Genomic DNA, 12,573 nt, shown 5'->3' with positions numbered 1-12,573 from the left:
TATTGTATTGTTGACAGTAATAAACAAACAGACTTTCGCCTCGTTTGACGATGAAAGTCTGGCATCCGCTTGTTTTAAGCCATTAATCACGGCTTACAAGGACATCGAGAGCCGGGGTGGAGATTTCTCTGCTGAGCTGTACCCGCTTCTAACTTCGGGCCAAAAAGCGTTGTTCGTGTTCCGAACGCACTACCTGCATGCCATCCAGTCCGAAGCCGACTATTACTGGTGGACAGCCTATTATTTGGCCCAGACACCGAGGTGGGAGGGATTGCTGCAAAGCCTGCGGCATTTCGATGATCCTGAAATGCTTGCCCTGCTCGAGCGGACAGAACAATCGCTTAGGCAGCGGAATCACCCTCGAAGTCTGGCTAACTTCGACGTCTCGCTGCAGGATATTGATAGGGATCCTCAGCTTCATGCCGAAATGAGCGATTTTTACCTGCTCTATAAAGAAGCATCACTCTGGACCTACAAACAAATCGCACATTATATCCGCCTTCATCCGGAACAATTCGTCCATTTCGAATAGAATGATAATAAAAAAAAGACTTGCCGAATTCGCGATTACACTTCGCGAAACGGCAAGTCTTTTCTATCGATTAAACGCCTGCTTTAGCGTGTTCGAATTGCGATCTGACGATTTCCGTCGCCTCAATCATCGTACGCAGCGATGCTACGGTCTCGTCGATACCGCGCGTTTTCAATCCGCAGTCCGGGTTAATCCAGAACAGTTCCGGATCCAGAACCTTCAGCGCACGTCCGATCATGTTCGTCATCTCCGCAACTGCCGGCACGCGGGGGCTATGAATGTCGTATACGCCAAGACCGATGCCCAGCTCATACGTATGCTCCTCGAAGCTGTGAATCAGCTCGCCGTGGCTGCGCGACGTTTCGATCGAAATAACGTCTGCGTCCAATGCGCGGATGGAATCGATAATGTCATGGAATTCGCAATAGCACATATGCGTATGAATTTGCGTTGTGTCTGCAACGTCAGAAGTCGAGAGACGGAATGCCAGCACTGCCCAATTGAGGTAATGCTCCCAATCTGCACGCTTGAGCGGCAGCCCTTCGCGCAGCGCCGGCTCATCCACTTGAATCATCTCGATGCCCGCGTTTTCCAATGCTTTCACTTCTTCTGCAAGCGCCAAAGCAATTTGATACGAAACTTGCTCACGCGTAATATCGGAACGGACGAAGGACCAGTTCAGAATGGTAATCGGACCAGTCAGCATTCCTTTTACCGGCTTGGATGTCAGCGACTGCGCGTACACCGTTTCTTCGACAGTCATCGGCTGACTGAATTGCACATCGCCGTAAATGATCGGCGGCTTCACACAGCGGGAACCGTAAGACTGTACCCAGCCGTTGCGGGTGAAAGCAAATCCGTCCAGCTTTTCGCCGAAAAACTCAACCATATCGGTACGCTCGAATTCGCCATGAACGAGTACATCCAGTCCGATTTCTTCTTGCAGCTTGATCCATTTCGCAATGTGCTCGCGGATGAATGTTTTATATGGCTCATCCTGCAGTTGGCCTTTGCGCCATTGCTGACGTGCAGCACGAACGTCGGCTGTCTGCGGGAAGCTGCCGATCGTCGTCGTCGGAAGGAATGGAAGATTCCAGCGCGCTTTTTGCGCCGCTTGACGCGATGCAAATACGGATTTTCTCGACGATGGCTGTTTGCCGATTTCGGCTACAGCATCTTGAACGCTTTTCCGGTTGCGGGAAGCCGATTCATTCAGGGTACGAAGTACAGCTTCGTTGTTGTCCAGTTGTTCTTGCACAGCAGCTTCGCCTTCGCGAACCGCGCGAGCAATAACAACCACTTCTTCCAGCTTCTCGTTAGCGAATGCAAGCGCATCGGACAACTCCGCAGCAAGACCAACCTCGCCTTTAGCCGATACCGGCACATGCAGCAAGCTGCACGAAGGTTGTACAAGAAGTCTCTCTTGCGGCACGACTGCCGCGATACGGTTCACAAGTGCCGTTTTGTCGCGAAGATCGGCACGCCAGATGTTACGGCCGTCTACAATACCAGCAGCAAGAACTTTATCAGCCGGGAAGCCAGCCGTCTCGAGCTGATTCAGGCTGCGTTCGCCAATCGTAAAGTCAAGGCCGATACCTTGTACAGGCAGCGCGACTATCGCTTCATATTGCTCAACGGATTCGAAGTACGTTTGCAGAAGCAGGTTCAAGCCTGGGGCTGCTTGGTTCAACTGCGCATAAATCGATTGCACCAGCTCAAACTCCTCTTTCGAAACGCTCGTTACGAGCGAAGGCTCATCAATTTGTACCCACTGCACGCCTTCTGCTTCCAGCTCTTTCAACAATTGAGCATAGAGCGGAACGAATTGGTCGACAAGCGCGGCGAATTGGGACGGCTCATAGCCTTTCGACAGCTTGAGGAACGTATAAGGACCAACGATGACTGGTTTGCCTTCAATGCCAAGCTCCTGCTTCGCTTCGCGGTAAGCGTTCAATGGACGGTTCTCAACCAGCTTAGGCGAAGCGCCGTTAAGTTCAGGCACGATATAGTGATAGTTCGTATTGAACCATTTCGTCATTTCCGACGCCGAAGCATCCTTGTTGCCGCGAGCGATTGCGTAATAGACGGATACCGGAACTGGACCATGGCCCGAATAGCCGAAACGCTCCGGCACGACGCCAAACATCGTCGCTGTATCAAGAATGTGGTCGTATAGCGAAAAATCACTAACCGGGATAAGGTCGATTCCCGCTTCCTTCTGTACTTGCAGGTGCTTCAAGCGGATCGACTTCAGCTGCGTCAACAGCTCAGCTTCTTCCAGCTTGCCTGCCCAGAAAGCTTCGAGCGCTTTTTTCCATTCTCTGTTTTCACCAATACGCGGGTAACCCAAATTGCTGCTTCTTAATGTAGTCAATGATTCCAGCCTCCCAATCGATTCGTAAAATTTGAATAAATAAATGCAACAAAAAAAGAGCCATCTTTACCCAAGTTTAAAAGAAGCATAGGTAAAGACGCCCCTCGTATAAGCAACGATGGCTATCCTTAACACCTCCCTATCTCCCGTAGGTACAGCAGTGCTGTCGAAACAGGCAGGTCTCCTGGCTTCAGCCTCAACATCCTTCGCTGCCTTCCCAATCCCGACCGGATCAGTGGCTTTTCACGTGCGAATGGACTCCGCTGTTACAGTGGCGGGACCGCGCCGGCATTGAACCGGACTTCCCTTTTAAGCTCAAATCCGAGTTCAACCGGAGAAGAGCACCTGTTTCCTTCATATGAAGTTTGGTTTTCAAGTTAGAATGGAACATGTATAACCATACGGTATCACATATATTTATACAATTCTTTTTTCATACCTGAATGCTTTGAATTATACACGTTTTCTTAAAAGAAGGACAGCACAATTCCGACGGCGAAGCCGCAAATCGCGCCGTTAACGCGAATCCATTGCAAATCATTGCCGATTTTTTGCTCCAGCATTTCGACGAGCGCTTTATCATCCATTTTATCCAAATTGTCCCGGACGAGCATGCCGATCCGGTAATGATTGCGTTCAATGAAATGTACCGCGTAATCGAGAATAGACCGCTCCCACTGCTGAAGCAGCTCTTCCTTCTCTTTGGCACGGTCCGTCAAATAACGAACGCCTTTCACCACATTACGGCCGCCTCGGCTATATTCTTCCTCCAGCTTGTCCAGCAGCAATTGACGCAGCTCTTCCAGGCGCAGATGAATAAACCGTTCCAGCTCTACGCTGTCCGCACCGCTTTCCAGCCATTGCTTAAGCTGCTCCATCAGCGCTTCATTCTCATGAAGCTTCTCCACTGCAGACTTTACTTCGTTCAACAGCTTCACGCGGTTCTCACTGCCAGGCTGGCTTAAATCGCGGATGGCGGAGAGCAGCATATTTTGCACCATCGGCCCCAGCTTTTCCGGGCTCATGAATCCGATAAAGGCTTGGACCGCAAAGCCCATAAAGCCGCCAACCTGCAGCTCCTCCAGCTTGCTATGGGCTAATTTGCCGAGCAGCTGCTCCGTTTCTCGCTTCGACACCCACTGCTTGCCCGCTCCAAGCAAATAATCGAGCGCTTTCTCGTCCCAGCTGTCATGAGCAAACTTGTCCGTCAGCTTCTGAACGATTGGCCGAATGTCCTGCTTCCGCACATAATCAGCGACAAATCCGCGAATAATGCCGCTAAAACGCTCCAACGGCAGCCGATCAAGCGAGGTTTGCGCGAATTGGACGAGACTCAGCCTCGTTTTGCGTTTGCCGATCAGCCTTACGGCTCCTGAAGCAAGTCCGTTGAACAGCTTCAGCTCACTCAGCTTGCGGCTAATGCTGTCCTTGTTCAATAGCTCGTTCTCCATAGCCGATATGAGCGAATTCACGATTTTATTGCGATTTTTGAGCAGCAGCGATGTGTGCGGAATCGGAATGCCAAACGGATGGCGGAATAACGCAGTCACCGCAAACCAATCGGCAATACCTCCGACAAGCCCTGCTTCAAAGCCGCTTTCGAGCATTCTGGACCAGCCTGCATCCGGCAGCATATATTTGGTGACGATAAATCCCGCCCCCATAGCGGCAAGCGAAATCGTTGCAATATACCTTGTTCTCATCAAGCTTACTTCCCTTCTGAAACGACTGTCCTGCAAACCATGCGGTCAGCGTTAATCTCGGTTGCATCTAGCCTAATTATACCAGATAATAAAGTGAACATTTCAATCCGGCGCAATGCGTCTTTTTTATTGGATAAAAGGAGAATTACATTGACCAAGACAAAAGCAATTTTGCTTAAAATAACACCGCCTCAATTTTTGACGCTTGGCTTCATTATCATTATAAGCATAGGCTCGCTGCTGCTCTCGCTGCCTGCCGCAAGTACCGATGGAATACGTACTCCATTCATCGATGCTTTGTTCACAGCCACTTCGGCGGTGTGCGTAACCGGCCTTGTCGTTGTAGATACAGGTACCCATTTTACGATTTTTGGACAAGTCGTCATTCTAACGTTGATGCAGATCGGCGGCCTGGGCTTTATGACGATGGCGACGATGCTCGCGCTCGCTTTCCGTAAGCGCATTTCGCTGCGTGAAAGGCTGCTGCTTCAAGAGACGATGAATCAGGCTTCGCTGGAGGGCATCGTCCGCTTCATCCGGCGGGTGCTGGTCTATGCATTCGTCATCGAGATCGTTGGCGCGCTGCTGCTTGCGATGCGTTTTTCGCTAACGATGCCTATTGGCAGAGCGCTCTACCTTGGCATTTTCCACAGTATTTCCATGTTCACGAATGCTGGCTTCGACGTGCTCGGAACGGTAAATGGCCCATTTTCCAGCTTTGTCGGCCACGTTGACGATCCAATCGTCAATTTCGTCATTATTATGCTGATCTTTCTCGGCGGCATCGGCTTTATCGTATTGGCGGAACTGTGGGACTTCTCCAAGGTTCGCAAGCTCAGCCTGCATTCCAAAGTGGTGCTGACCACTTCAGGTGTCCTCTTTCTCGCCGGGGCTGTTCTTATTTTCATTTTTGAATTCACGAATGCTAGAACGTTAGAGCCGCTGGACATTACCGGCAAGCTTTACAGCTCGCTGTTCCAGTCGATCTCTCCTCGTTCAGGCGGGGCGAGCACGCTGGACATCGGCGCGATGCGAAGCGCGACCCAGTTTCTGATCGTCCTGCTGATGTTCATCGGAGCCTCACCAGGCTCGGCAGGCGGCGGCATTAAAGTAACGACCTTCGCCATTCTCGTCGGCGCCGTCATTGCGATGATCCGCGGCAAGGAGGACGTCGTCTTTTTCAATAGAAGACTGGCAAAAGACCGCGTTCATAAAGCGCTGACGATCTCCATCGTTGCACTATCCGCCATCGTCCTGTTCACCATGTTAATAAGCGCCACGGAGAACGTTGAGATTTTGACCGCGATGTTCGAAGTCACCTCGGCGTTCGGCACAACGGGCTTATCCATGGGCTTAACTCCTCATCTGACGACACTCGGCAAGGTGCTCATCATCACGATGATGTTTATCGGCCGCCTTGGCCCGCTGACTCTCGCGTTCACACTCGCTCCTGGGGAGAAAGAGCTGTACCGCTACCCGGAGGGGAAAATAATGATTGGCTAGTCTCGCGACTAGCTAGTGATGACGGAAAAGAGCTGGAACACGTTGCGACGTGTTCCAGCTCTTTTCCTGTTTATGCTCACGACGAAGCTGATTCGCTTAATTTAGGAAACTAACTACGCTGTTCGCAGATGCTAAGCAACCAACGTCACTTCAACGAAGCAACTTCGCTATTTAACTAAGGTAACTTCGTTTTTCTATGGCTCCAGACTACCAGCCTCGCTGCAACGAAGCTAATTCGCTATTTAGCGAAGGCAACTTCGCTCTTCAAAGGCGCTATGCGCCGATGGCGAGCTACAGCGAAGCTAGCTTCGCTATCCGTGAACCTTGGTTCTCGAATAGCGAAAATCGGTTCGCTGTAGAGACGATGCTCCCCTCCTCTGCGGTCTACAGCGAAATTCAGTTCGTTAATTTGCGAACCTGATTCGCTATCTCTCCTATTCTCATCTAAACTACGGCCAACCTCGCTATATCGAACCTGATTCGCTATTTAGCGAAACTAACTTCGCTCTACCTAAGCGCCCAGCAGCAACCCCCGCTACAACGAAGCTGATTCGCTATTTAACGAAGGTAACTTCGCTCTTCAAAGGCGCTATGCTCTGATGGCGAACTACAGCGAAGCTAGCTTCGCTATCCGTGAACCTTGGTTCTCGAATAGCGAAAATCGGTTCGCTGTAGAGACGATACTCCCCTCCTCTGCGGTCTGCAGCGAAATTCAGTTCGTTAATTTGCGAACCTGATTCGCTATCTCTCCTATTCTCATCTACACTGCGGCCAACCTCGCTATAACGAACCTTCTTCGCTATTAGCGAAACTAACTTCGCCCTACACAAACGCCCAGCAGCAACCCGCGTTACAACGAAGCTGATTCGCTATTTAAAGAAAGTAACTTCGCTCTTCTTAAGTACACTATCCCAGCGGCGAGCTACAGCGAAGCTAGCTTCGCTATCCGTGAACCTTGGTTCTCGAATAGCGAAAATCGGTTCGCTGTAGAGACGATGTACCCTCCTCTGCGGTCTGTAGCGAAATTCAGTTCGCTAATTTGCGAACCTGATTCGCTAAACCACCAATGAATAGAAAAAAAGCTTTAAGAGGAGAGAGCAGCCTCCTCTTAACGTCTAATGCGATGTTACTTTTTCCTGACCCTGCCTGCTACTTCTTTCGCCCATTAGCACCATTCTTGCTCCATCCGCTATATATCACGAATAAGCGCTAAGAGGAGGATTAACCCGCCTCTTAGCGCCAGATGAGATGTTACTTTTACTTGCCCCTGCACCCTGCTTCTTTCGTTCAATAGCCTCTATTTTTCTTCGGCATAAGCCGACGGCAATGGCTGCTTTTCTTGACCTCTTCTCTAGCATTAGACGCCCTATTACCCTTGATGCTCCAGACTGCGTTCTTGCAATCAAACATAGCATAGCTGCTGCTAAGGCTGCCACTCTACAATACGATCGCATAGCCGGTGAAGCAGCGGCCGCTCATGGCTGATGACGAGCAGACCAAGCTGGCGCTGCCTCGCAATGTCCAGCACGGCGCTCCAGATCTGCGCTTGCGTTAAGGCGTCGAGCATCGTCGTCATCTCGTCGGCGATCAGCATCTTGGTGCCGCTACCAAGCGCCCTGGCGATGCAAAACCGCTGCAGCTCGCCGCCCGAAAGCTCGGCAGGCCGCCGGCCCAGCCACTCTTCGGCGATGCCCATCGCCTCCAGCAGCCCGGGCTCCGGCAGCCCGCCTTCCTCTACAATCCGCTGTATCCGCCAGCGCGGGTTGACAGCCCGCTCGGGATGCTGAAACACCATCTGCACCGGACTGTAGCCGGTGCGGGGCAACGGCACGCCGCCGAGCCGCACTTCGCCTTCCCCGGGAATCGCGCAACCCGCGAGCAGTTTCGCGAAGGTCGTCTTGCCGCAGCCGCTTGGCCCCGCAATCCCGACTACTTCTCCGGCAGCTAGCGACAGGCTCCTATCGCGGAATACCCAATCTCCGCGACGGCCATATCGATACCCCAGCCCTACTCCTTCAAGAAGCATGGAAGCACCTCACCGCTCCGTCCCGCAACGGCATGAATTCCGGCCGTTGCGACGTGCAATCTTCCGAAGCATGGCAGCAGCGTGGAGCAAAAAGACAGCCCGGCGGCAGCATGTCCGGATGGGGCTGGGAGCCGCCTAGCGGCTTGAAGCCATTGCCCGGCAGCGCCTGCCACAGCGCCTTCGTATATGGATGCCGCAGCCGTTCTCCATCACCTGCAAAATCAGCAGCAGCCGCGTTCTCCATTACGGTTCCGGCATAAAGGACGACGATCCGGTCCGCGAAGCTCAATGCAAGCTGAATATCATGCGTGATGAACAGCACAGCGCAGCCTGCATCCGCCAGCTCGCGAAACTGCCGCGCCGTCTCCAATGCAGCCGCTTCGTTAAGCCCCGGCGTCGGCTCATCAGCCACAATCAGCTTTGCTCCGCTAATGATTGCCGTCGACGCCAATACCCTTCTCGCCATGCCGCCGGACAGCTCATGGGGATACATCCGCGCTGTTTCCTCCGCCAATCCGTTGCGGGCAAACACCTGCTTTTGCAGCCGTTCACCCTCGCCGCCTCCCGCTGATGCGGCATGACGCACCTGTTTCCCGACCCGTATTAACGGGTCCAAATACGTAACAGATTGCGGCACAATCGCAATCTCTTTGCCTCGCAACTCCGACACTCTGGCTGCATCAAGCAGCGTGCCATCATAGCGGATACTTCCGCTGCAATGGGCATTGTCTGGCAGCAAGCCCATGATCGCATGGGCCAGCAGGCTTTTGCCCGAGCCGCTTGAACCGACAACCGCTACCACCTGCCCGGCATCGACCGTCAGCTCCAGCCCGTGAATGACTTCCATCGTCCTCTGCCTGAACAAACCGGCTTGCCGCCGAAAGGCTACCGTCAAGCCTTCTACTTCCAATAGCGCCATTCATGCCGCCCCCCCTGTCTAGTCATGCAACCCTTTGGCGTCCACAAGCCGCTTCATCAGTTCGCCAAACGTACCGAAGGCCCGTACCGTAAACAGCAGACACAGTCCTGGAAAAAAAGCGAGCCACCACATGCCGGTCGATAAATAACGCATCGATTCTGACAAAATAATGCCGATCGCAGGCTGATGCGGCGACAGGCCAAGTCCGATAAACGTAATTGCCGCTTCATGTAAAATAGCATGCGGGAACAGCAGCAGCATTCCGACAAGAAGCTGCGGAACCAAATGGGGCGCCATATGATCCAAGGCAATCCAGATGCGTGATTTGCCCAGTCTTTGCGACACCAGCACGAATTCGGCGCTGCGCAGCTGCATCACTTCTGCCCGGATGACCCGGGCGAGGCTTGGCCAATGCGTACAGGCAATGCCGATCACGATACCTTTCAGTCCGCCGCCGCAAACGAAGGCGATAAGAATCAAGGTTACCAGATGAGGCACGCTTAGAAACAAATCAATCATCCAGCTTAAAAAACGATCGACCGCTTTCCCCATTGTCGCGGCAAGCAGACCGACAATCGCTGCGATTATGCTGCTCGAAATCGCTCCGAGAAAGCCGACGGCCATGCTAAGGCCAAGCCCTTTTACCGTCCGGGTAAACATATCGCGCCCCAGCCAATCCGTTCCAAATAAATGAGACAGGGAAGGCGCTAAATTCCGGCTCTCCAAATGCGTAGTCAACGCTTCACTGCTGAGCAGCAGTCCTCCTGCCCCGGCAAGCGTCAAGTACAGAATCGAAATGCCTCCTGACCATAGAGCACGGCGGCCGCTGAACGATCCCTGCTTTAATACCGACACCGATTTCATCTACAGCGTCCCCCGTTCTTTCATTCTCGGATCGACAGTCCTATAGAGAACGTCGGCAATTGCATTGCCCGCAAATACGAATATCGCGGTGAACAGTACGATACCAAGCAGCAGCGGAACATCTCCGCGCAGCCCGGCTTCAACGGTAGCCTGTCCTAGTCCGGGATAGGAAAATACTTGCTCAGCCAGCACTGCGCCGCCAAAAAGCTCGCCAAACGACGTAAACTGCAGCGTTAACGCAGGCAGTGCAATGTTGCGCAAGCCATGTCTGAAAAACAACGTAAAGCCCTTTTCTCCGCGCGCTTTGGCAAACCAGACATAATCGCTCTCCAAGACATCGATGAGCTTTTGCCGCGTATGCAGCGCGATACTCGAGATCCCCACAATGCTCAACGTCAAGGCCGGCAAAATCATATGACGGAGCCGGTCGAGCAAGGATACATCCTCCGCAAGCTTGCCTGCGGGCACACCAAGCGCAACCGGAAACCACCCGAGCCATACCGCAAAAACAATGAGCAGTACCAGCCCCATCCAAAAGGTTGGCGTGGAGGCCAACGCATAGCAATACCATTTAATGATCCGATCAAGCCAGCGTCCCTTGTTCATTGCAGCAAGCACGCCTGCCGTAAATCCGATAATACCGGACAATAGCCAGGATACAGCCATTAACGACAAGGAACTGACAAACCGTTCGCCAATCACTTCTGTTACCGGCTGCTGATAGATCATGGAGACGCCCATATCGCCGTGCAGCAGTGCCGAGCCCCAGCGGAAAAACTGTTCCGCTGGCGGATCGTCCAGCCCCCAATAGCTGGCGATAAGCTCGCGCTGCTCGTGACTGACGACAAGCATGTCTGCACCAATATAGGCCTGAACCGGGTCTACCGGGGAATTGCTGACGAGGATAAACGATACGATGCTAATCGCGGCAAGCAGCGAAGCAAGCCGTAATGCCTTCCACAGCAGCGCCTTCATCAACCTCAAAAGCGAATGATTATCCCGGCTTCGCATTACTCCGTTACCCAGCGCCATTGCTCGATATTGTCCGTAACAGGCCAGCCGTGCCCATGCGGATGAATTTTTTGCGTACCGATATCCAGCCCATCTTTAACGAGATACAAATGATCAATATTGACAAGCCATGCCCACGGCGCATCGCCTTGTACGCTTGTGCCCGTCTTGCCGTCCCACTGGGATTTCTTCCAGTAGTCCATCGCATCCTTCTCCTTCGTTGCCCGAAGTGCCTTATCCATCCACTCATCCACTGCCGCATTGCTGTAATAGCCGGAGTTATTGTAATCAACGCCGCGGAATTTACTGCTGTATAGATTGTACATTTCAATGGGGTCCTGGCTGCCAAAGCCGTACATGACCGCGTTCGAATACATCAGCTTGCCGATATCGTCCCAGCTTTTTCCGGCTGCATCGATCTGAATGCCGGCCGCCTTCGCCATATCCGCCGCCGCAAGAGCCAGCGACTGGCGCGTCATATCCCCTGCGGGATACAGCAGCGAAAATTGCGCTTTGACGCCGTTCTTTTCAACGATGCCGTCTCCATCGGTATCCTTCCAGCCGCCATCTGCCAATAGTTTGGCAGCTTTCGCAAGATCCCCGTCCTGGAATACCGTATCGGGATTCCACCATGGAAGCCCGTCATTGACTGTAAACGCCGGAGTACCATGGCCTTCGAGAATACCGTCCACGAGTGCCTTGCGGTCAATTGCATAATTAAGCGCTTGCCGGATCGAAAGATCCGCCGTTACCGCATTGCCGATCGGATAGCCTTGGTCTGTCTTTTCGCCCGGCATAACGTAAGGCAGCATAATGCCGCGATTATCGACCGATTTCGCAGTTTCAACATGCATCCCGTTTACTTCTTGCTTGCTGAATGCCGAAGGAATGTAAGCCACATCAAGCTGGCCTGATTTGGCCGCTGCAAATGCCGCATCCTCGCTCAAAAACATGAACGTCATCTTTTTGAAAAAGGGCTTGTCCCCGTAATAAAGATCATTGTAGGCAACAATAACCTGCTGGCCGCGATCCCATTGCACGAGCTTATAAGGGCCCGAACCGACCGGATGCGACGCGTAATCATCACCGTAAGCATGCTCTGGAACGATGCCAAGCGACGTTAACAGTGTGATAAAGGTTGACTGCGGTTCCTTAAGGGAAAACACAACTTCGTGATCGCCATTTACGGTGACGGCCTCTACATTCGTTACGTCGATTGTAGAGCCTTTGCTCCCTGCTGTCTCGAACGTAAATTTCACATCGGAGGCGGTCAGCGGTTCACCGTCAGAAAACTTCACGTCATCGCGAAGCTCGACGGTCCATTGCTTGCCGTCTTCTGACAGCTTATACTGCTTGGCCAAATCGGTTCCGATACTCATATCGCTGTTTCGCTTAAGCAGCGTGCTCTGGAACATTGGAGATCCGTACCTCCCCCATCCAGCCGTTGGATCGAAGCCCCCTTCCGGCTCTGAGCCTACAGCCAGCAGCAATTCATCCTTAGTCTCTGCTGCTTTTGCAGGCTGACGTTCAGGCTTTGCCGCTCCCGAGCATCCCGATAAAAAAAACAATAATGTACATAATGCGAAAATGACCGTTGTCCTCTGCCAGTTTTGCTTCTTGCTCATCTTGTTCATCTTGCTC

At 52.6% G+C, this 12,573-nt stretch carries 9 protein-coding genes and 1 riboswitch; of the genes, 2 read left to right on the top strand and 7 right to left on the bottom strand.

The genetic code is table 11. The annotated features are described in order from the left end of the window. Positions 1-7 precede the first annotated feature (7 nt). Complete coding sequence (locus tag IEX98_RS18830; protein ID WP_188890737.1) at positions 8-532, top strand: hypothetical protein; 525 nt, start codon at positions 8-10, stop codon at positions 530-532. Positions 533-602: 70 nt separating this feature from the next. On the opposite strand, the gene metE is transcribed toward IEX98_RS18830, so the two are convergent. Next, positions 603-2,906, bottom strand: a complete 2,304-nt coding sequence (metE, locus tag IEX98_RS18825) for a 5-methyltetrahydropteroyltriglutamate--homocysteine S-methyltransferase (protein WP_188890736.1) — start codon at positions 2,904-2,906, stop codon at positions 603-605. A gap of 157 nt (positions 2,907-3,063) precedes the next feature. Next, a riboswitch (cobalamin riboswitch) is annotated at positions 3,064-3,270 on the bottom strand. Positions 3,271-3,373: 103 nt separating this feature from the next. Further along, a complete protein-coding gene (locus tag IEX98_RS18820) occupies positions 3,374-4,609 on the bottom strand; it encodes a DUF445 domain-containing protein (RefSeq protein ID WP_188890735.1) in 1,236 nt (411 codons plus the stop codon). 150 nt (positions 4,610-4,759) lie between these two features. Here IEX98_RS18820 and IEX98_RS18815 point away from each other — a divergent pair, with 150 nt between their 5' ends. Next, on the top strand, positions 4,760-6,112 hold the full coding sequence (locus tag IEX98_RS18815; protein WP_229692253.1) for a TrkH family potassium uptake protein: 1,353 nt from the start codon (positions 4,760-4,762) through the stop codon (positions 6,110-6,112). Between the two features lie 1,423 nt (positions 6,113-7,535). Here the strand turns inward: IEX98_RS18815 and IEX98_RS18810 are convergent. From IEX98_RS18810 to IEX98_RS18790, 5 genes are read right to left on the bottom strand one after another with little or no spacing between them, the layout of a single operon-like run. Continuing rightward, positions 7,536-8,138, bottom strand: a complete 603-nt coding sequence (locus IEX98_RS18810; protein ID WP_188890733.1) for an ABC transporter ATP-binding protein — start codon at positions 8,136-8,138, stop codon at positions 7,536-7,538. Further along, positions 8,128-9,057: an ABC transporter ATP-binding protein gene (locus IEX98_RS18805; RefSeq protein ID WP_188890732.1), complete on the bottom strand. Its 930-nt coding sequence runs from the start codon at positions 9,055-9,057 to the stop codon at positions 8,128-8,130. Before IEX98_RS18805 ends, IEX98_RS18810 begins: the two co-directional genes overlap by 11 nt. A gap of 18 nt (positions 9,058-9,075) precedes the next feature. Next, positions 9,076-9,921 (bottom strand): ABC transporter permease, encoded by an 846-nt coding sequence (locus IEX98_RS18800; RefSeq protein ID WP_188890731.1) that lies wholly within the window; start codon positions 9,919-9,921, stop codon positions 9,076-9,078. After that, the gene (locus IEX98_RS18795) at positions 9,922-10,896 is read right to left on the bottom strand and encodes an ABC transporter permease (RefSeq protein WP_229692265.1); all 975 of its coding nucleotides are present in this window, start codon (positions 10,894-10,896) and stop codon (positions 9,922-9,924) included. It abuts the gene before it with no gap. A gap of 35 nt (positions 10,897-10,931) precedes the next feature. Then, entirely contained in the window at positions 10,932-12,566 is a 1,635-nt protein-coding gene (locus IEX98_RS18790; RefSeq protein WP_229692252.1) for an ABC transporter substrate-binding protein, read from the bottom strand. Positions 12,567-12,573 lie beyond the last annotated feature (7 nt).

Origin of the sequence: Paenibacillus radicis (ex Gao et al. 2016), from assembly GCF_014641555.1 — a bacterium.
Lineage (GTDB): Bacteria > Bacillota > Bacilli > Paenibacillales > Paenibacillaceae > Pristimantibacillus > Pristimantibacillus radicis.
The sequence above is the reverse complement of the archived record's forward strand: the minus strand, read 5'-3'. Positions and strand labels throughout refer to the sequence as shown.

Coding starts and splice junctions, on each gene's coding strand:
- IEX98_RS18820 (WP_188890735.1), bottom strand. CDS start 4,609: ATGAGAACAAGGTATATTGCAACGATTTCGCTTGCCGCTATGGGGGCG.
- IEX98_RS18810 (WP_188890733.1), bottom strand. CDS start 8,138: ATGCTTCTTGAAGGAGTAGGGCTGGGGTATCGATATGGCCGTCGCGGA.
- IEX98_RS18805 (WP_188890732.1), bottom strand. CDS start 9,057: ATGGCGCTATTGGAAGTAGAAGGCTTGACGGTAGCCTTTCGGCGGCAA.
- IEX98_RS18800 (WP_188890731.1), bottom strand. CDS start 9,921: ATGAAATCGGTGTCGGTATTAAAGCAGGGATCGTTCAGCGGCCGCCGT.
- IEX98_RS18795 (WP_229692265.1), bottom strand. CDS start 10,896: ATGAAGGCGCTGCTGTGGAAGGCATTACGGCTTGCTTCGCTGCTTGCC.
- IEX98_RS18790 (WP_229692252.1), bottom strand. CDS start 12,566: ATGAACAAGATGAGCAAGAAGCAAAACTGGCAGAGGACAACGGTCATT.